Here is a 19,654-nt window from a genome sequence, read left to right on the forward strand (position 1 = left end):
TTCTGAGGGGATTTGGGCAACCACTCAACAGTACGGCAGGACCCCGTCCGAACTCAAAACGCGCGGTGCGCTCAGCGCCGGTGGTCGGCGGCGTATTCCGGATATTCGGGCGCCTGACCGCCGCGCATGTGCTGGCGGCCGCGGGTGATCGTGCGGCGGGTGGTGGCCAGCGTCTCGCCCAGCGCGGCGAGCTTGCCGTCGAAATCGGCCATCTGCTCGTCGACGTAGTCGTCGCATTCGGCGCGGACCCGGTCGGCCTCGGCCTGGGCGCCGTCGATCAGGCGCGCCGACTCGGCGTGCGCTGCCCGCACGACCTCGGTCTGGGCGACCAGCCTGGCCTGTTCGGCCTTGCCGTCGGCGACCGAGCGCTCGTAGGAGTCCTTGCCCGCCTGGATGGCCCGGTCGGCGTCCACCTGGGCGCGGCCGGTGAGCTCGTCGTACTCGGCGTTGCCGTCGGCGATCACCCGGTCGGCCTCGGCCTGCGCGGTCGCGACCAGGCGGTCGGCGTGCGTTGTCGCCTCGGCGACCATCCGGTCGGCGTGCGCCTTGGCGTCGGCGAGGATGCGGTCGGCCTCGGCGCGCGCCTTCTCGATGGTGGTGCGCGCCTGCTCGTTGGCGGCGGTCACCGTGGCCTCGGCGCCGGTGCGGGCGTCGCCGACGATCTTGTCGCGGTGGTCGAGGACGTCCTGGGCGTCGTCGAGCTCGCCGGGCAGGGCGTCGCGGACGTCGTCGAGTAGTTCGAGGACATCGCCGCGGGGCACGATGCAACTGCGGGTCGGCGGGATGCCGCGCGCCTCTTCGACGATGGCGACCAGCTCGTCGAGTGCTTCGAATACGCGATACATGCTCACTACCCTCCTGCCGACTCACGGCGAAACCACTACCGCCGTGGCCCAGTCTGCCTGCCCGCGGCGCGTGTTCCGAATGTCGTCGCGGTGTGTCGCGACAGTGTCCTAGATCGCACAGATATCAAGTGGAGTGAACCTCTCCACTTCCGCTACCATCGGGAGGCACGACAACCGTCCGCCGGGAAGCACTGCACGTTTTCACCTGTTGTACTCCTCGACGTTCGTTCATTGCGATCGGAGTCGACCATGACCGTTCTGGAAACACCGCGAAGCGCGGTGTCGCATGTCGCGGGCATGTTCACTCCCTGGATCGGTCCGTACCCCGTGCTCGCGCCGAGCCCGCCGGCCCCCGTGCTGCGTCCACAGGTCGACCGGGCGCTCACCTACCTGCGCGGTGACCACGCCCTCCCGCAGCTCATCCGCTTCGCCCTGGTCGGCGGATTCAGCAATGTCGCCTACGTGCTGCTGTTCTTCGCCATGCACGGCATCGGCCCGCTGATCGCCAATGTGGCAGGCTCGGTCGTCAGCACGATCATCGCCAACGAACTGCACCGTCAGCTCACCTTCCACGCCGCCGACCGCGTCACCTGGTTCACGGCGCAATGGGAGGGTGGCGGACTCGCGCTGCTCGGTTTGGGCATCACGACGGCAGGCCTGGCCGCGCTGGGCGTGTGGGCCCCCGGCCTGGGCGACAGTGTCCAGGCGCTGGCCGTCCTCGCGATCACCGCAGCCGTCGGCGGCATGCGCTTCCTCGCCCTGCGCGGCCTGGTCTTCTAGGCGCGGCGTTCCGCGAGGCGGTCCAGCAGGCGCTTGTGCACCGCGGGCGGGAGCATGTCGCTGACGTCGCCGCCGAGGGCCGCGACTTCCTTGACCAGTGAGCTGGACAGGAAGCTCAGCGACGGGTTGGTGGCGATGAAGAAGGTGTCGACGCCGGCCAGCTTGTGGTTCATCTGGGCCATCTGGAGCTCGTAGCCGAAGTCGCCCGCGTCGCGCAGGCCCTTGACGATCGCGGTGACGCCCTCCTGCTTGGCGAAGTCGACCGTCAGGCCCTGCCAGGACGCGACGCGCACGTTGGGCAGGTGGGCGACCGATTCGCGCAGCAGTTCCATGCGCTCCTCGACGGTGAACATGCCCTGCTTCTTGGGGTTCACATTGACGGTGATGATCACCTCGTCGAACTGCGCGGCCGCGCGGGTGAACACGTCGAGGTGACCGTTGGTGACCGGGTCGAAGGAGCCGGGGCACAGTGCTGCAGCCATGGGTCAGACGCTAGCACCGAACTCGGCGAGCTCGATTCTGGTCTCCCCGTATTTGCGCGGCTTCAGCGGCGCATAGCCTGCGGGCCAAGTGATTTCGGGCGAGCGAATGGATCGCTCGACGATCACCAGCGCGTCCGGCGCGAGCCAGCCGTTGGCCGCAAGCGCGGTGAGGTCGGCGAGCACGTCCTCGGTGCTCACGTCGTACGGCGGGTCGGACAGGACCAGGTCGTAGGCGGCGGGCGCGGGGTGCGCCAGCACCGAGCCGACCGTACCGAGGCGCAGCTCGGCCCCCGGCAGGCCGAGTTCGGCGATATTGGCGCGCACGATCGCGGCCGCCTTGCGGTCGGCCTCGATCAGCAGGGCGTGCGCGGCGCCACGCGAGAGCGCCTCCAGACCGAGCGCGCCCGACCCCGCGTACAGATCGACGACCCGTGCGCCGTCGAGGTCGAGGCGCGCGTCGATGGCGCTGAACAGGGCTTCGCGCACCCGGTCCGAGGTGGGCCGGGTACCGGCGGGCGGCACCTTCAGCCGCCGCCCGCCTGCCGTGCCCGCGACGATGCGCGTCATTCCGACTCGCGCGCAGCCAGTTCCACCAGCAGATCGCCGCCCTCGACCTGCTGCACCTTGGCGGTCGCGATCCGGCCGACGATGCCGCCGCGCGGCGCGGTGATGGCCGCTTCCATCTTCATGGCCTCGATGGTGCCGACGGTGTCGCCCGCGTGGATCTCGTCGCCCTCGGACACGGCCAGGGTGACGACACCGGCGAACGGCGCGGCGATGTGGCCCGGGTTGTTCTTGTCCGCCTTCTCCGCGGCCGGAACCTCCGAGGCGATGGACCTGTCGCGCACCGCGATCGGGCGCAGCTGCCCGTTCATGATGCACATGACCGTGCGCATGCCCTTCTCGTCCGGCTCGGAGATCGCTTCCAGGCCGATGAGCAGGGTGACGCCCTTTTCCAGCTGCACGCGGTGTTCTTCGCCGCGGCGCAGACCGTAGAAGAACTGGTTCTCCGACAGGCCGGTGGTGTCGCCGTACTTCTCGCGATGCGCCTGGAATTCCGCGGTCGGGCCGGGGAACAGCAGGCGGTTGAGGGTGTCGCGGCGTTCCTGCGAGGAGCCGTCGAGGCCCTTCTGGTCCGCCGGGGTCAGTGGGGTCTCCGGCTTGGGCTCGCTCCGTCCGGCCAGCGCCTTGCTGCGGAACGGCTCCGGCCAGCCACCGGCCGGGGTGCCGAGTTCACCGCGCAGGAAACCGATCACCGAGTCCGGGATGTCGTAGCGGCCCGGATCGGCGGAGAAGTCCTCGATATCGACACCGGTACCGACCAGCGCCAACGCCAGGTCACCGACGACCTTCGACGACGGGGTCACCTTGACCAGACGACCCAGCAGGCGGTCGGCGGCGGCGTACTTGGCTTCGACTTCCTCGAACCGGTCACCCAGGCCCAAGGCGATCGCCTGCTGGCGCAGGTTCGACAGCTGACCGCCCGGGATCTCGTGGGTGTACACGCGGCCGGTCGGCGCGGGCAGACCCGACTCGAACGGCGCGTACACCTTGCGCAGTGCCTCCCAGTACGGCTCCAGATCGCAGACGTTCTGCAGGTTCAACCCGGTGTCATGCTCGGTGTGCGCGGCCGCGGCCACGATCGCCGACAGCGCGGGCTGGGACGTGGTGCCCGCCATCGCCGCGGACGCACCGTCGACCGCGTCCGCACCGGCCTGCCACGCAGCGAGGTAGGTGGCGAGCTGACCGCCGGGGGTGTCGTGGGTATGCACGTGCACCGGCAGATCGAAGTTGCTGCGCAGCGCGGTGACCAGCTTCGCCGCGGCGGGAGCGCGCAGCAGACCTGCCATGTCCTTGATGGCGAGCACATGCGCACCGGCGTCGACGATCTGCTCGGCCAGCTTCAGGTAGTAGTCGAGGGTGTAGAGCGACTCGTTCGGATCCAGCAGGTCGCCGGTGTAGGACAGCGCGACTTCCGCGATGGCCGTGCCGGTTTCACGCACGGCGTCGATCGCCGGACGCATCTGGTCGACATTGTTGAGCGCGTCGAAGATGCGGAAGATATCGATACCGGTGGTCGCGGCCTCGGAAACGAAAGCGCGGGTGACCTGTTCGGGGTACGGCGTGTAGCCGACGGTGTTGCGGCCACGCAGCAGCATCTGCAGACAGATGTTGGGCACCGCCTCGCGGAGCGCGGCCAACCGCTCCCACGGGTCCTCGTGCAGGAACCGCAGCGCCACATCGTACGTCGCGCCACCCCACGCCTCGATCGACAGCAGCTCGGGGGTCAGTCGGGCGACGTGGCCGGCCACACCGAGCAGGCCGTTGGTGCGCACGCGGGTCGCCAGCAGCGACTGGTGCGCGTCACGGAAGGTGGTGTCGGTGACCCCGAGCGCCTTCTGCTCACGCAGCGCCCGCGCGAAGCCCTCGGGCCCGAGGGTGAGCAGCCGCTGACGCGACCCGTCCGGCGGCGCCACCGTCATGTCGACAGCGGGCAGCTTGTCGTAGGGGTACACCGTGGTCGGGCGGTCACCGTGCGGCTTGTTGACGGTGACATCGGCCAGGTAGCTCAGGATCTTGGTGCCACGGTCGGCCGAGCCACGCGAGGTCAGCAGTCCGGGACGCTCGTCGATGAACGAGGTGGTGACCCGGCCCGCCTGGAAGTCGGGGTCGTCGAGCACCGACAGCAGGAACGGGATATTGGTCGTGACGCCACGGATACGGAACTCGGCCAGCGCGCGACGGGCGCGAGCGGCCGCGGCGGGCAGATCGCGACCGCGGCAGGTCAGCTTGACCAGCATCGAGTCGAAGTAGGCGCCGATCTCGGCGCCCAGGTTCGCGCCGCCGTCGAGACGGATGCCCGCACCGCCGGGGGTGCGGTAGGCGGTGATGCGGCCGGTGTCGGGACGGAAGCCGTTGGCCGGGTCCTCGGTGGTGATGCGGCACTGCAGCGCGGCGCCACGGATGGACACCGCGTCCTGGCTCAGGCCGAGGTCGGCGAGGGTCTCGCCGGAGGCGATGCGCAGCTGCGACTGCACCAGGTCGACATCGGTGATCTCCTCGGTCACCGTGTGCTCGACCTGGATGCGCGGGTTCATCTCGATGAACACGTGCTTGCCGCGCTCGTCGAGCAGGAACTCCACCGTGCCCGCGTTGCTGTACCCGATCTGGCGAGCGAAAGCGACGGCATCCGCGCAAATCCGTTCGCGCAGTGCGGGATCCAGATTCGGGGCCGGCGCGAGCTCGATCACCTTCTGATGCCGGCGCTGCAGCGAGCAGTCCCGCTCGAACAGGTGCATCACATTGCCGTGCTGGTCGGCCAGAATCTGCACCTCGATGTGGCGCGGGTTCACCACGGCCTGCTCGAGGAACACGGTCGGATCACCGAACGCCGACTCGGCCTCACGCGAGGCCGCCTCGATCGACTCACGCAACTGCTCCGGCGCGGCGACCCGGCGCATACCGCGGCCACCACCACCGGCCACAGCCTTGACGAAGATCGGGTACTCGAACTCCTGCGAGGCGGCCAGCAGCGCGTCGATATCGGCGCTGGGCTCGCTGGACTTCAACACCGGCAGCCCGGCGGCCTTCGCGGCGGCGATGGCGGTGGCCTTGTTACCGGCCATCTCGAGCACCGACGCCGAGGGGCCGATGAAGGTGATGCCCTCCCGCTCACAGGCGGCGGCGAGGTCGGGGTTCTCCGACAAGAACCCGTAACCGGGGTAGATGGCGTCGGCGCCCGCCGACTTGGCCGCGTCGATGATCGCCTCGATCGACAGGTACGCCCGGACCGGGTGGCCTTCCTCGCCGATCTGATACGACTCGGCCGCCTTCAGCCGGTGCACGGAGTTGCGGTCCTCGTGGGGGAACACCGCGACCGTTCCGATGCCGAGTTCGTATGCCGCGCGGAAGGCGCGAATGGCGATCTCACCACGATTGGCGACCAAGACTTTCGAGAACATTCGACCACGGTACCCGGCCGTGACCGCACCACCGACACGCAAGGTGCCTTCGCAGCAATCTTCACATCGCACACCCGCCCACCTGCGAAGTTGCGTTCATCCGGCCGTCACATCTCACCACGGCGACCGGTCGGCGGTGCGTCCGCAACGCGCAGGTCACGCCGGGTGCACCGGCAGGGGCGGTAGCTGTCACCGCCGGCGAGGACCTATGCTGAGTGATGCAGCTGGTTCGCCTGCGCGGTGGAAGAGTCGGAGCCCCGACCTCCCGCGCCGGCGTCGAAACCCGGGCGCGCGTAGCCGCGCGCCGGGTGAAGAGGGAACCCGGTGGGAATCCGGGACTGTCCCGCAGCGGTATGCAGGAACGACCGCCGTCATCAGCACTGGGCACGATGCCTGGGAAGCGACGGCCAGTAGGTCGGTCGATCACACGACCGGTGCCAGCGAGTCCGAAGACCTGCCGACTGTGCCGGATACGCCGTATCCGGCGGCCACCGCCTCGTGGATCGGGCGCGCTGTCCACCTGTGCCGACCTGTCGTGTCTTCGCGGCGGGTCCCTCCGGTGTCGGCGGCTGCCCGCGGTAAGGCGACGGCTCTCCCTGCACGACACTGGAGAATCTCCGTGACTGTTTCGCACTCTCCGTTCACCGCAACGGTTCTCGGCCTGCCGCGGGTCGGCCCGAACCGGGAACTCAAGCGCGCCATCGAGTCCTACTGGGCAGGTCGCGTCGAAGCCGAGCACCTGCACACCGTCGGCCGCGAGCTGCGCCGGGCGCAGTTCGCCGAACTGCGGGCGGCCGGGCTGGATTCGGTGCCCGTCGGCACCTTCTCCTACTACGACCAGATGCTCGACACCGCGGCCCTGCTCGGCGCGCTACCGCCGCGCGTGGCCGGGATCGCCGATCCGCTGGACCGCTACTTCGCGGCCGCGCGCGGCACCGACACCGTCGCCCCGCTGGAAATGACCAAGTGGTTCGACACCAACTACCACTACCTGGTGCCCGAGATCGACGCGGCCACCACGTTCTCCCTGCACCCAGAGAAGCTGCTGGCCGAACTGGCCGAGGCGAGCGAACTCGGCGTGCCCGCCCGCCCGGTGGTGATCGGCCCGCTCACGTTCCTGAAGCTGGCCAAGTCCGCCGACGGCGCGGCGCTGGACCGGCTGCCGGAACTGCTGCCGCTCTACCGTGACCTGCTCGCGCGGCTGGCCGGTGCGGGCGCGCAGTGGGTACAGATCGACGAGCCGGTGCTGGTCACCGACCTGACCGACGCCGAGATCGCGCTGGTGCGCGAGACCTACACCGAGCTGTCCGCCGCACCGGACCGCCCGGCGATCCTGGTCGCCACCTACTTCGGGCACCCCGATGCCGCGCTGGCGGCGATCGCCGACACCGAGATCGAGGGCATCGCCCTCGACTTCACCGCGGGCACCGACGTCGCCGCGGTCGCCGCCGTCACGGCGCTGACCCGCAAGCTGCTGGTCGCGGGTGTGGTCGACGGCCGCAACATCTGGCGCACCGATCTCGACGCCGCGCTGGGCACCCTCGGCACCCTGCTCGGCAGCGCCGACGCGGTGGCCGTGGCGAGCTCGTGCTCCCTGCTGCACGTGCCGTACTCGCTGACTCCCGAGACCGGGCTCGACGAGCGGCTGCGGTCGTGGCTGGCCTTCGGCGCCGAAAAGGTCGGTGAGGTCCGGGTTCTCGCGACCGCGCTAGCCGACGGCACCACCGCGGTGGCCGACGAGCTGGCCGCGGCCCGCGCCGCCGCCGGCACCCGCCGCACCGACCCGCGTCTGCACGACGACCGGGTCCGCGCCCGGCTGGCCGCCCTCGACGACGAGGACCTGACCCGCTCCCCCGCCGACGAGCGCCGGGAGCTGCAGCGCGATCACCTCGACCTGCCGGTACTGCCGACCACCACCATCGGCTCCTACCCGCAGACCTCGGCCATTCGCCTGGCCCGCGCCGCGCTGCGCAAGGGCGAGATCGACGAGGCCGAATACGCGCGCCGGATGCGCGCCGAGATCGCCGACGTGATCACCCTGCAGGAGCAGCTCGGCCTGGACGTACTGGTCCACGGCGAGCCCGAGCGCAACGACATGGTCCAGTACTTCGCCGAGCTCCTGGACGGTTTCGCCGCCACGGACAACGGCTGGGTACAGTCCTACGGCACCCGCTGCGTGCGTCCGCCGATCCTGTTCGGCGACGTCTCGCGGCCCGAGCCGATGACGCTGTCGTGGATCGGCTACGCCCAGTCGCTGACCGCCAAGCCGGTCAAGGGCATGCTCACCGGCCCGGTGACGATTCTGGCGTGGTCGTTCGTCCGCGACGATCAGCCGCTGGCCGACTCGGCCCGCCAGGTCGCGCTGGCGATCCGCGACGAGACCGTCGACCTGGAAACCCAGGGCGCGCGGATCATCCAGGTCGACGAGCCCGCCCTGCGGGAGCTGCTGCCGCTGCGCGCGGCCGAACAGCCCGCCTACCTGCGCTGGTCGGTGGACGCGTTCCGTCTGGCCACCGCGGGTGTCGCCGACACCACACAGGTGCACACGCACCTGTGCTACTCGGAGTTCGGTGAGGTGATCTCGGCGATCGCGGGTCTGGACGCCGATGTCACCTCCATCGAGGCGGCGCGCTCGCACATGGAGGTCCTCGACGACCTGAACGCGGCCGGTTTCGCGCTCGGGGTCGGCCCCGGCGTCTACGACATCCACTCCCCGCGGGTCCCCTCGGTCGAGGAGATCACCACCTCGCTGGCCGCCGCGCTGAAAGCGGTGCCCGCGGAGCGGCTCTGGGTGAACCCCGACTGCGGTCTCAAGACCCGTGGTCGCGCGGAGGTCGAGGCGTCACTGCGCAACCTGGTGACGGCCGCGGCCGCACTGCGCTGAGCAGTTCGCCGCCCCGGATGGAGCGCATCCGTCCGGGGCGGCGAGTCCCGCCTGTCCCCATCGTCTCCCTTCGCACGTTACGCACCAGTAGTCACAGGTAAATTCCCTTGCAGGACTGGACTTCTCCCCGGACAATCGCCATTTCGAGCGAATATTGCAAAGCCGGAGAGTTAGGATCTCGGCGTGCGGAAGATGTACGCGGGGGCCCGGCTACGACGGCTGCGTGAAGAACGACGGATGACTCAGGCGGCGCTCGCGAAATCGCTGGATCTGTCCCCCAGCTATCTCAATCAGCTCGAGCGTGATCAGCGCCCGCTCACCATTCCCGTTCTGCTGAAACTGAACTCGACCTTCGATCTGGATGTGCAGTTCTTCGCCGCCGACTCCGACGCGCGGCTGGTCTCGGACCTGCACGAGGTGCTCGTCGAAGCCGCGGGGGGCGGCGACACCGCGCCGATCACCGAGGTCGAGGAACTCGCGACCCGGCTGCCCGAGGTCGCGCGGATCGTCATCGCCATGCACCGGCGGTTGCGCGCGGCCACCGATCAGCTCGATCTGCTGTCGTCGCGGGTCGACACGCCCAGCGGCGCGCCGGGCACGCCGATGCCGTACGAGGACGTGCGGGACTTCTTCTACGACCACCGCAATCACATCTCGACCCTCGATCACGCGGCCGAGCAGCTGTTCGAGGAATCCGGGCTGAGCATCGGCTCGCTGGATCGTCAGCTGGCCAGGATCGCCGAGGAACGCGCGGGCGTCACCGTGCTGGTCCGCGGCGACGGCGCCGACCCGACCATCCCGAAACGCCATTACGACCCCGATACCCGCACGCTCACCCTGGCCAGGCGGCTGCGTCCCGGCCAGCGTGCCTTCCAGATCGCCACCACTCTGGGCCTGCTGCTCTACGGTCGCGAGATCGACAATGTGCTCGCCGAGTCCAGGGGGCTCACCGGCGAATCACGCACCCTGGCCAGGGTCGGCCTGGCCAACTATTTCGCGGGCGCGCTGATCCTGCCCTACGGGCGGTTCCTGCGTTCGGCCGAGGAATTGCGCTACGACGCCGACCTGCTCGCCCTGCGGTTCGAGGTCGGTTTCGAGACGGTCTGTCATCGGCTCAGCACCCTGCAACGGCAGGGTCAGCGCGGTGTCCCGTTCTTCCTGGTCCGTACGGATCGGGCGGGAAATATCTCGAAACGTCAGTCCGCCACCGCGTTCCATTTCTCCCGGGTGGGCGGCAGCTGCCCGCTGTGGGTCACCCATGAGGCGTTCGCGCATCCGGGCCGGATCCTCACGCAGATCTCGGAGATGCCCGACGGGCGCCGCTACCTGTGGATCGCCCGCACGACCCCGGCCAGTCCCCAGGGGTTCGGGGCGGCGTCGAAGAACTTCGTCATCGGACTCGGCTGCGATATCGAATACGCCGACCGGCTGGTGTATTCCCAGGGCTTGCAGCTCGACGACCCGCAGGTAGCGGTCCCGATCGGGGCGGGCTGCAAGGTGTGCGAGCGGCCGTCGTGCCCGCAGCGCGCGTTCCCGCAGATCGGGCGGCCGCTGGCGGTGGCCGAGCACACCAGCACCGATCTGCCGTATCCGCGCCTGCCGCGCTGAGCGTCAGGACTTCGCGAGGTATTCGATGCGTTCGCCGTCGACGGCGGCGTCCATCATCCCCGCCAGACCAGGGTGCTTGACCAGGCCAGGATCGTCGGCGACGACCTGCCTGGCCAGCTCCTGGGCGGCGGTGATCACCTCGAGGTCGTCGAGCAGCGACAGCAGTCTCAGCGACCGAGCCGTACCGGATTGGGCGGCGCCCAGCACGTCACCCTCGCGGCGCTGGCGTAGGTCGAGCACCGAGAGTTCGAAGCCGTCGGTGGTCGCGGCGACGGCTTCGAGCCGGGCCATCGCGGTGCCGCCGGGCGCGGCATCGGTGACGAGCAGGCACAGGCCGGGGTGCTTGCCTCGGCCGATCCGGCCGCGCAGCTGATGCAGCTGGCTGACGCCGAACCGGTCGGCGTCGACGATCACCATCACCGTCGCGTTCGGCACGTCGACACCGACCTCGACGACCGTGGTGCAGACCAGGACGTCGATGGCGCCGTCGTTGAACTGGCGCATCACCTGGTCTTTCTCGTCGGCGGGCAGCCGACCGTGCAACAGGCCGACCCGGACTCCGGACAGGGGGCCCGCGCTCAGCGTCTCGTACATGTCGACCGCCGCCTGGGTGGTGGGGCCTTCCTTCTCCTCCGCCGATTTCTTGCCCTTGGCCGGCGGTGCCTCGGGGTCCTCGCCGATGCGCGAGCACACCACGTACGCCTGCCTGCCCGCGCCGACCTCCTCGAGGATGCGCTCCCACGCGCGGTCCACCCAGCCCGGGTGCAGTTTGCGCGGAACGACTTTCGACACGATCGGCGAGCGGCCGCGCGGCAGCTGGGTGAGGGTGGAGGTCTCCAGGTCGCCGAGGGTGGTCATCGCGATGGTGCGCGGAATGGGGGTCGCGGTCATGACGAGCAGATGCGGGCTGATGCCGCCTTTCGCCTTGGCGCGCAACGCGTCTCGCTGTTCGACGCCGAAGCGGTGCTGTTCGTCGACCACCACGAGGCCGAGGTCGAAGAACTCGACCGCGTCCTGGATGAGCGCGTGGGTGCCGATGACGATGCCCGCCTCGCCGGTCATCGCGTCCAGCAGCGCCGTCTTCTTCGCCGCCGCCGTCATCGATCCGGTCAGCAGTACCACCTTGGTCGACTGCTCTGCCGCACCGAGCTCCCCGGCGGTGCCGAGGTCGCCGAGCATCGCCCGCAGCGACCGATAGTGCTGGGCGGCAAGGACTTCCGTCGGCGCGAGCAGGGCGCACTGCCGACCGGAGTCGACCACCTGCAGCATCGCGTGCAGTGCGACGATCGTCTTGCCCGAACCCACCTCGCCCTGCAACAGGCGATGCATAGGACGGGTGCGCGACAGGTCGGCGGAGATCTCGTCGATCACCTGCTGCTGGCCCTCGGTCAGCTCGAACGGCAGCCGGTCGTCGAAGGCGGCGGCGATGCCGTCGGTGCTCGGCGGGCAGGCGGGGGCGGTGCGGCCCTCGACCTCGTGCCTGCGCTCGGCCAGCACCAGCTGCAGCGCCAGCGCCTCGTCGAAACGCAGCCGGTCCCTTGCCTTCTCGATGTCGAGCTTGTGCTCGGGCAGGTGGATCAGGCGCAGCGCGTCGGAGACCTCGAGCAGGTTGCGTTCCTCGCGCAGGTCGGCGGGCAGCGGGTCATCGATCGGGTCGAGCTGGTCGAGCACCTGGCGGATGCAGGCCAGCAGGTCCCAGCTCTGCACCTTCGCCGTCGCCGGATACACCGGGACGAACTCGCGCTCGAAGAACGCCGGGTCCACTCCCCCCGCGCCCTTCGCGCTCTGCGCCAGCCCGCGCAGCGCACCGCTGCCGCGCACGGAGGTGAGTTCCTCGACGCCGGCCTCGGCCTTGTCGGGCAGGATCAGGTAGTCCGGGTGCGAGAGGTTCCAGCGGTCGGGGCGCCACCAGTGCACGGTGCCCGACATCATCGCCCGCACACCCTCTTTCACCAGGTAGCGCACCTTGTCGCCGTTGAAGAAAGTGGCCTCGATCGGGCGCGCGGCGCCGGTGTCGAGCTGGACCTTCAGCAGCGAGCCGCGCCGGTTCTTCATCGGGCGCAGTTCGGTCTTGGTGATCCGGCCGATGACGGTGATGTGCGCGCTCTCCTCCGGTTCCTCCTCGGTGAGCGGCTGCCCCTGGGTGGCGTAGCGGGCCGGATAGTGGCGCAGCAGGTCCTCGACCGTGGTCATGTCGAAAGCCTCGGTCAGCCGGTCGGCCGCCTTCACGCCTAGCACGTGGTCGAGCCGGTCACTCAACGTCGCCATCACTCGACCCCTATCTGCACCAGATCCGCTTGCTGCCCACCGGAATACACCACGACCTCGACACCCGGAAAACCGGCCGTCACGTGATCGGCCAGGACCGCGCCCAGTTCGGGGCCCGCGTCGGCGCCCATCAGCAGTGTCACCAATTCGCCACCGAGACCGAGCATCCGGTCCAGCAGGATGCGGCCCGCGCCGACCACATCGGGGTCGATCACGACCACGTCGTGGCCGACCAGACCGAGTCCGTCACCGGGTGAGCACATTCCGACCATGGTCAAGGCGCGCACCCTGGCCGCCCGCAGCGCGCCCCATCGTGTGGTCGCGGCGGCTTCCGACATCGCGAACGCGTCGTCGACCGCGATCCGCCCACGATCGTGGACAGCCAGCGCGGCCAGGCCCTGCACCATCGACGCGCTCGGCAGCAGCAGGACGTCACGTGACCCGTCACGGGCGGCCACACCGGCGGCGACGAGTTCCTGGGCGGGCAGCGCGCCGTTGGGCAGGACCAGGACTTCCCGGTGCGGCATCGCGCGGATCGCGGTCAGCAGTGCGGTGGTGTCGAGCTGCCGGTCGCCGTGCAGCACCACCGCGCCCGCGTCTTCGAACAGGCGCGCGGCCGCCGCACCAGACGCCACGGCGAGGATGCCGCGGTCGGCGAGACCGTCGGGCCGCTGGGCAGGGACCGCGAGATCGTGGTGGCCGTTGCCGTGCGGCACGGCAACGGCGCGATCCCGGTGATCCTCGTGGCTCGCTCCGTGCGGCGCGGTCACGGCGAAACTCTCGATGCGGATGCCGGTGACGGTGCCGATCGCGAGTCCGGCTTCGATCGCCGCGCCCGCGTCGCGGCAGTGCACGTGGGCCGACCAGGTGTGGTCACCGTCGCCGACCACGACCACCGAATCGCCGAGGACGGCGAGCCGGTCACGCAAAGCGCCCGCGGCCGTCTCGTCGGCCTGCGCGATCACGTACATGACCTCGAAGTGCGGGTCGGAGGATTGATCGTGGTGGTCGACGTCACCGCCGCTGGCACGTTCGTCACCACTGCTGCGCCGTGGTCCGTCGTCCTCGTGATCGCGGGTATAGCTGTGCCTGGCGGGGGCCTCGCCGCAGATCTGGGCCACGAGGCAGTCGAGCAGTACGACCAGTCCCCTGGCTCCGGCATCGACCACCCCGGCCGCGCGCAGGACGCCCAACTGGGCGGGTGTCTCGTTCAGCGCACGCGCGGCGCCGTCGGCGGCCGATCGGGCGACGGTGGGGAGAGACGGGTCGGCCGACTCGGCAGCGGCGACCGCGGCGCGCTCGAGAACAGTCAGGATCGTGCCTTCGACCGGGGCGCTCAGTCCCGTGCGCACGAGCACCGCCGCCCGATGCAACGCCGTCCGCAGCCGTTCGCCGGTCAGCGGGCCGTCGACGACCGCCTCGGCGATACCGCGCAGCACCTGCGACAGGATGATCCCCGAGTTCCCCCGAGCACCGATCGTCGCTCCGCGCGCGAGCGCCTGCGCGACCAGATGTGCGGACGGGTCATCGCCCGCGGCCTGGTCGACACCCGCTGCCAGGTCGACACCCGCGCACGGGCCGTTTCCCGTGACCGGGTCGGTGCGCGCGGCCGGGTCGGTGCGTGCGGCAGGGTCGGTGCGCGCGGCCGGGTCGGTGTGCGCGGCCAGGTCGGCGCCCGCGGCTCCTGGCACCGCCCGCTCAGCGGCGGCGACTGCCGCCCGCACGGTGGCGAGCAGGTTGGTTCCGGTGTCGGAGTCGGCGATGGGGAACACATTGAGCGCGTCGATCTCGGCGCGGCGTAGTTCCAGGTCGGTGCGGCAGGTTCGGGCCCAGGACAGAAGACCGGCGCCGTCCAGCGCTTCCCGCACGTGCGACACCGCCACCTCGCTCCCCGTTCTGGGTGCCCGCGCGCCGAGCACCGCACGCCAGGTTAGCGGCAGCGGCCGACAGCGGTATGCTGACCGCGGACGGGCCCGCTATCCGGGCCGTGCCCGGCGTGTCGACCGGGACACCCGGTTTGGAAGATCACGGCCCGGCCAGCTACCCTTGCAGGGTTGCCTCGTGCGGCCCATCCGGTCTGCGCTGGCCGACGCAAGTCGGCAAGGCATTTGACGACATCAGTTTCCGGTTCAGCGGGCATACGTGCGCCGCTGTCCGCTTATGACATGAAGGAGCTCGCGACATGGCTGCCGTTTGCGACGTCTGCGCCAAGGGCCCCGGTTTCGGGAAGTCGGTCTCGCACTCGCACCGGCGCACCAACCGTCGCTGGAACCCGAACATCCAGACCGTGCGTGCGCAGGTTGCCCCTGGCAACACCCGCCGGATGAACGTGTGCACCTCCTGCCTGAAGGCGGGCAAGGTCGTCCGCGGCTGATTTTCAGCCCGTACATTCTGCCGACAGCGCCCCGGCACCCCGTGTGGGTGATCCGGGGCTTTGTCGTCGGTGGGGGTCGATGTGCCTGACTGGCGGATCGAGACACTGACCGCCGAGCGCGTCACCGCACTCGCCGCCTGTCACATCGCGAGCTGGCGCGAGGCCTACGACGCCCTCGTCCCCGGGCACGTGCTCGCCGGATTCGACCTCGAACGCTCCGCCGCCACCTGGGAACGCCGCCGCACCGACGGGACCCACCGGTTGCCGATCGCGCTGGCCGGTGACCGGCTGATCGGTTTCGCCGCCGCGACCGACACCGAACTGGAAGCCCTCTATGTCCGCGCCGCCTGGCACGGCACCGGCGTCGCCGATGCCCTGATCGACGCCGCCGCGCCGGGTTCACCGTGCACGCTGTGGGTGTTCGGCGACTACCCGCGTGCCCACGCCTTCTACCGCAGGCATGGCTTCGCCGACACCGGCGTCCGCCGGGTCGACCCGTTCACCCTGCTGCCCGAACAGTTGTGGCGCCGCGGCCCTCGCTAGGGTGACGCCATGAGTACCACCGAACCGGTCACCGCCGTCACCCTCGTCGACGGCGTGCTGCAGCTGACGATCGCCACCGCCGCGGCGGGCACCTCGATGAATTTCGACCTGATCAATGAGGGCACCGAAGCTCTGCGCTCGCTCGATTCCGAGGTCGGCGCCGTGCTGCTGACCGGTGCCGGCGCCAATTTCTGCGCGGGCGGCAACGTCCATCACTTTGCCGGTGCCGACGATCGCGGCGCCTACCTGTACAAGCTGGCCGACGAGCTGCACGAGTTCGTGCGCGCCCTGGCCGCGACCCCCGTCCCGGTCGTCGCCTCGGTGCACGGCTGGGCCGCCGGCGCGGGCATGAGCCTGGTGTGCGCCGCCGACATCGCCATCGGTGGCCCGTCGACCAAGCTGCGCCCCGCCTACCCGGGCATCGGCCTGAGCCCCGACGGCGGCATGTCCTGGCTGCTGCCCCGCATCGTCGGCGCGAGCCGCGCCAGGGAGATCCTGCTCACCGACGCCGTGATCGGCGCCGAGGAGGCCGTGCGCCTGGGCATCCTGAGCCGCACCGTCGCCGACGACGAGGTCCGCGCCGAGGCCCTGCGCGTCGCCCAGAGTTTCGTCTCCGGTCCGCGCGCCACCTACTCGGCCATGAAAAAGCTGCTGGCCCAATCGCCAACGGCGACCCTGGACCAGCAGCTCGACGCCGAACGCGACAGCATCGCCGCCGCCGCGAACAACAGCACCGGCCGCGAAGGCGTCGACGCCTTCGTTGCCAAGCGCAAGCCCGATTACCTCGGGCTGAACTGAATCAGCTTCAGCAGGCTGCGCCGAGGGCGCTGAAGGTGTTCTGCAGCAGGCAGGTCACCTTCGCGTTCACGCCCGCGGAGATGGTGGAGGTGCCGGTGGAGGTCCATTCCTCACCGATCTGGCTGGTGGCCACCGGCGCGGCCTGCTCGTCGTAGGGCTCGAGCGCGAGCCCGGCCGCGTTGGCCGAGGCGGCGCCCGCGGTGAGGGCGGCGGCGACGGCGGCGGTCGCGACGGCAGCGCGAACGGTTGTCATGTGCATTCGGTTGTGCTCCTTCATCATTTTCTTCTGGTGCGGGCGACGCCCCGGGTCAGGGCAGCCGCCAATCGACTGGTTCGGCGCCGAGTTCGTCGAGCAGTTCGTTGACCCGGGAGAAGGGTCGCGAACCGAAGAATCCCCGCGAAGCCGACAGCGGTGAGGGGTGCGCCGATTCGATATAGGGGATCTCGGCCTCGGTGAGGGTGGGTTTGAGCGAGCCGGCGTCGCGGCCCCACAGCACGGCGACCAGCGGTTCGTCCCGGGCGACCAGCGCGCGGATGGCCTGCTCGGTGACCGCTTCCCAGCCCTTGCCGCGATGCGAGGCCGGGGTGCCGGGGGTGACGGTGAGCACCCGGTTCAGCAGCAGCACACCCTGATCCGACCACGGGCTCAGGTCACCGCAGCTCGGCGTATCGAAGCCGAGGTCCTTGCTGTACTCGGCGAAGATGTTGGACAGGCTGCGCGGCACCGGCGAAACATCCGGCGCGACAGAGAAACTCAGGCCCATGGCGTGACCCGGCGTCGGGTAGGGATCCTGGCCGACGATCAGCACGCGCACCGCGTCGAACGGGCGCCGGAAGGCGCGCAGCACGTTCTCCCCGGCCGGTAGATAGCCCCGACCCGCAGCGTTCTCCGCGCGCAGGAATTCGCCCATCTCGCTGATCCGGTCGGCGACCGGTTCCAGTGCCCGGGCCCAGCCCGGATCGATGATCTCCGACAGTGGTTTGGCACCCATGACCGCACAACCTATCGTTTCCGGCCGGTGGGTGTGGCGTCCGCCCCACGGAACGATTCCCAGCCGGTGCCGCCGGTGGGCCGCGCACCGTCCACGGTGACGCCGCTGCCTGCGGTGACGACCCCGATCGGCCGCCAGCCGGGCGGCAGCGCCGTGCCGGCGGGCCAGGTTCCCGCGAAGGCGTGGTCCTCGCCGCCTGCCAGAATCCATTGCGCCGCATCGGCATCGAGCAGGCGGGCGACAATGGCCAGTTCGGGATCGGCCAGCGCCGCACTGTGCACGTCTACGGCGACCCCGGAGGCCGCGGCGAGATGACCCAGGTCGGCGAGTAATCCGTCGGAGACATCGGTGAGTGCGTTCGGGTTCGAGCCGCCGATCACGTCCAGCACGGCACCATACGGTGGCTGCGGAACCCGATGTGCCGCAAGGGCATGCGCGAAGGCCGGATCGGAAGAGTCTGCGCCGCCGGTCAATACGGCGAGCCCCGCACCGGACCAGCCGAGTTCCCCTGCGACAGCGACGATGTCGCCTGCCCCGGCGCCCGCGCGGGTGATCGCCGCCTGCCCACCCAGGTCACCGAACGCGGTCACCGAGACGACCAGCTGTTCGCTCAGCACCAGATCGCCGCCCGCGATCGAACCACCCGCGCGCTCCGCCTCGGCCCACATGCCGTCGGCGATGCCCTCCACCACCGGCACCGGAGTATCGGCCGGACAGCCGAGCGCGACAACGAACGCCGTCGGGCGCGCGCCCATGGCCACGATGTCGGCGGCGTTCTGGGCGATGGCCTTGCGGCCGACGTCCTCGGGTGACGACCAGTCGAGCCGGAAGTGCCTGCCCTCGACGAGCATGTCGGTACTCACCACGAACCGGCCGTCCGGCGCGGCGACCAGCGCGGCGTCGTCACCGGGCCCGAGCAGGACGTGCGCGGCCTGCTGCCTGCCCGCGTTGATCCGGTCGATCAAGGCGAACTCACCCAGCTCGCGCACTGTCTGCGGACGGCTGTCCTCGCTGATGACCGGCCCCTTCCCACTGTGCTGACGACCGACGAAATCGCCCCGACGGTACCCTTTCGGAGGCGATCGGACACAACGGAAAGGACCGGACGGTTATGGCGGCGGATTCGTCGGACTCGACAGGCGCGGACGATCGGGACGACACGTCACCGGCTGGAGACGCTCCTGACACCCCAGCCGAGTCCTCGACGGACGAGCCGAGGACCGGCTCGGATGCCGATTCGGCGACGGGCACCGCATCGACCGGCTCCGGTTCGGCCGACGCAGACAGCGCCGTCGCCGACAGCGACGTGAAGCCGGATGCGAGTGCGAAGCGGGACGCCGACGCACAGCCGGAGGCCGACACCGGTGCTGAGGCGAAGCCGGACGCCGATGAGGACGCGAATACGGATGAGGACGCGGAGGACGACGAGGAGTCGACCCCCTACTCCCCCGCACTGATCGCCACCGCGGTCGCCCTCCCGATCGTCCTGATCGTCGGCGTACTCGCCGCCGCCTTCATCGCCCTGCGCGCCCCCGTCGAACGCGAACCTCTCGCCCTCGGCCCGGTCCCCGCCCCCGCCGCCGACGGCCCCGCCTGCCAGGCCCTGCTCCCCGCCCTGCCCGCCGACCTCGGCGACTACACCAAATCCACCCTCGTCGAACCGGCACCGCCCGCCACCCGCGCCTGGCAGCACCCCGACGGCGGCGAACCGATCGTCCTGCGCTGCGGCCTGGACCGGCCGCTGGAATTCAACCGCGCGTCCACCCTGACCGAGATCAACGGCGTTCAGTGGTTCCAGGTCCGCGACGAGGTCGGCAAGGTCGGCACCTGGTTCGCCGTCGACCGCGAAACCTACATCGCCCTGACCGTCCCCGACGGCTCGGGCACGGGCGCGATCACCACGGTCTCCGACGTCATCACCGCGAATCTGCCCGCCCGCCAACCGAACCCGGGCGAACTGTAGTTTCGGCGACCGGCCAGCGTGCGGCCCGAGTCTCGACCACGACGTTTTCGGCCGCCTCGCATCCGAGGGGCGAGACGGAACGCCGAAGGCGCAGTATCGCCCCTCGGATGCGAGGTTACGAGGCCGAAAACCCGCGGCGCCAGCCGCCGAAAATA

16 protein-coding genes and 1 riboswitch are annotated in these 19,654 nt (G+C 70.2%); of the genes, 7 read left to right on the top strand and 9 right to left on the bottom strand.

Features of this window, described 5'->3' with window-relative positions; genetic code table 11:
- Positions 1–71 precede the first annotated feature (71 nt).
- The gene (locus IEY60_RS05700; protein WP_189024456.1) at positions 72–845 is read right to left on the bottom strand and encodes a DivIVA domain-containing protein; all 774 of its coding nucleotides are present in this window, start codon (positions 843–845) and stop codon (positions 72–74) included.
- A gap of 249 nt (positions 846–1,094) precedes the next feature.
- On the opposite strand from IEY60_RS05700, the gene IEY60_RS05705 reads away from it, so the two are divergent.
- Complete coding sequence (locus IEY60_RS05705) at positions 1,095–1,625, top strand: GtrA family protein (protein WP_189024458.1); 531 nt, start codon at positions 1,095–1,097, stop codon at positions 1,623–1,625.
- On the opposite strand, the gene coaD is transcribed toward IEY60_RS05705, so the two are convergent.
- The 3 genes from coaD to IEY60_RS05720 are packed head-to-tail and all read right to left on the bottom strand — an operon-like array spanning position 1,622 to position 6,069.
- On the bottom strand, positions 1,622–2,107 hold the full coding sequence (gene coaD, locus IEY60_RS05710; protein ID WP_189024460.1) for a pantetheine-phosphate adenylyltransferase: 486 nt from the start codon (positions 2,105–2,107) through the stop codon (positions 1,622–1,624). The two genes, IEY60_RS05705 and coaD, sit on opposite strands and share 4 nt — an antisense overlap.
- 3 nt (positions 2,108–2,110) lie before the next feature.
- Positions 2,111–2,674: a 16S rRNA (guanine(966)-N(2))-methyltransferase RsmD gene (rsmD, locus tag IEY60_RS05715; protein ID WP_189024462.1), complete on the bottom strand. Its 564-nt coding sequence runs from the start codon at positions 2,672–2,674 to the stop codon at positions 2,111–2,113.
- Positions 2,671–6,069 (bottom strand): pyruvate carboxylase, encoded by a 3,399-nt coding sequence (locus tag IEY60_RS05720; RefSeq protein WP_189024464.1) that lies wholly within the window; start codon positions 6,067–6,069, stop codon positions 2,671–2,673. Before IEY60_RS05720 ends, rsmD begins: the two co-directional genes overlap by 4 nt.
- A 260-nt stretch (positions 6,070–6,329) precedes the next feature.
- Positions 6,330–6,545, top strand: a riboswitch (cobalamin riboswitch).
- Positions 6,546–6,682: 137 nt separating this feature from the next.
- Between IEY60_RS05720 and metE the strand changes: the two genes are divergently transcribed.
- Together metE and IEY60_RS05730 are read left to right on the top strand one after the other, a co-directional pair.
- Entirely contained in the window at positions 6,683–8,953 is a 2,271-nt protein-coding gene (metE, locus tag IEY60_RS05725) for a 5-methyltetrahydropteroyltriglutamate--homocysteine S-methyltransferase (RefSeq protein WP_373291677.1), read from the top strand.
- A 183-nt stretch (positions 8,954–9,136) separates the two neighbouring features.
- The gene (locus tag IEY60_RS05730) at positions 9,137–10,561 is read left to right on the top strand and encodes a short-chain fatty acyl-CoA regulator family protein (RefSeq protein WP_189024468.1); all 1,425 of its coding nucleotides are present in this window, start codon (positions 9,137–9,139) and stop codon (positions 10,559–10,561) included.
- A 3-nt stretch (positions 10,562–10,564) separates the two neighbouring features.
- Here the strand turns inward: IEY60_RS05730 and recG are convergent, their stop codons facing one another.
- Positions 10,565–12,829 (bottom strand): ATP-dependent DNA helicase RecG, encoded by a 2,265-nt coding sequence (gene recG, locus IEY60_RS05735; RefSeq protein ID WP_189024470.1) that lies wholly within the window; start codon positions 12,827–12,829, stop codon positions 10,565–10,567.
- Positions 12,829–14,712 carry a DAK2 domain-containing protein gene (locus IEY60_RS05740; protein WP_229739559.1) on the bottom strand — a complete coding sequence of 628 codons (1,884 nt, stop codon included), beginning with the start codon at positions 14,710–14,712 and terminating at the stop codon, positions 12,829–12,831. Before IEY60_RS05740 ends, recG begins: the two co-directional genes overlap by 1 nt.
- Before the next feature lie 299 nt (positions 14,713–15,011).
- Here IEY60_RS05740 and rpmB point away from each other — a divergent pair, with 299 nt between their 5' ends.
- The 3 genes from rpmB (at position 15,012) to IEY60_RS05755 (ending at position 16,544) form a co-directional block, all read left to right on the top strand.
- Positions 15,012–15,203: a 50S ribosomal protein L28 gene (rpmB, locus tag IEY60_RS05745; protein ID WP_011210730.1), complete on the top strand. Its 192-nt coding sequence runs from the start codon at positions 15,012–15,014 to the stop codon at positions 15,201–15,203.
- A gap of 81 nt (positions 15,204–15,284) precedes the next feature.
- The gene (locus IEY60_RS05750; protein ID WP_189024473.1) at positions 15,285–15,746 is read left to right on the top strand and encodes a GNAT family N-acetyltransferase; all 462 of its coding nucleotides are present in this window, start codon (positions 15,285–15,287) and stop codon (positions 15,744–15,746) included.
- Positions 15,747–15,755: 9 nt separating this feature from the next.
- Positions 15,756–16,544: an enoyl-CoA hydratase/isomerase family protein gene (locus IEY60_RS05755; RefSeq protein WP_189024474.1), complete on the top strand. Its 789-nt coding sequence runs from the start codon at positions 15,756–15,758 to the stop codon at positions 16,542–16,544.
- 7 nt (positions 16,545–16,551) lie between these two features.
- On the opposite strand, the gene IEY60_RS05760 is transcribed toward IEY60_RS05755, so the two are convergent.
- The 3 genes from IEY60_RS05760 to IEY60_RS05770 are packed head-to-tail and all read right to left on the bottom strand — an operon-like array spanning position 16,552 to position 18,552.
- Positions 16,552–16,803, bottom strand: coding sequence for a hypothetical protein (locus IEY60_RS05760; protein WP_229739560.1), 252 nt, complete (start codon positions 16,801–16,803; stop codon positions 16,552–16,554).
- Between the two features lie 49 nt (positions 16,804–16,852).
- Positions 16,853–17,536 (bottom strand): uracil-DNA glycosylase, encoded by a 684-nt coding sequence (locus IEY60_RS05765; RefSeq protein ID WP_189024476.1) that lies wholly within the window; start codon positions 17,534–17,536, stop codon positions 16,853–16,855.
- A gap of 11 nt (positions 17,537–17,547) precedes the next feature.
- The gene (locus IEY60_RS05770; RefSeq protein ID WP_189025002.1) at positions 17,548–18,552 is read right to left on the bottom strand and encodes a thiamine-phosphate kinase; all 1,005 of its coding nucleotides are present in this window, start codon (positions 18,550–18,552) and stop codon (positions 17,548–17,550) included.
- 95 nt (positions 18,553–18,647) lie between these two features.
- Between IEY60_RS05770 and IEY60_RS05775 the strand changes: the two genes are divergently transcribed.
- The gene (locus IEY60_RS05775) at positions 18,648–19,499 is read left to right on the top strand and encodes a DUF3515 domain-containing protein (protein ID WP_229739562.1); all 852 of its coding nucleotides are present in this window, start codon (positions 18,648–18,650) and stop codon (positions 19,497–19,499) included.
- Positions 19,500–19,654 lie beyond the last annotated feature (155 nt).

Source organism: Nocardia rhizosphaerihabitans (genome assembly GCF_014646295.1).
GTDB classification, from domain to species: Bacteria; Actinomycetota; Actinomycetes; order Mycobacteriales; family Mycobacteriaceae; genus Nocardia; species Nocardia rhizosphaerihabitans.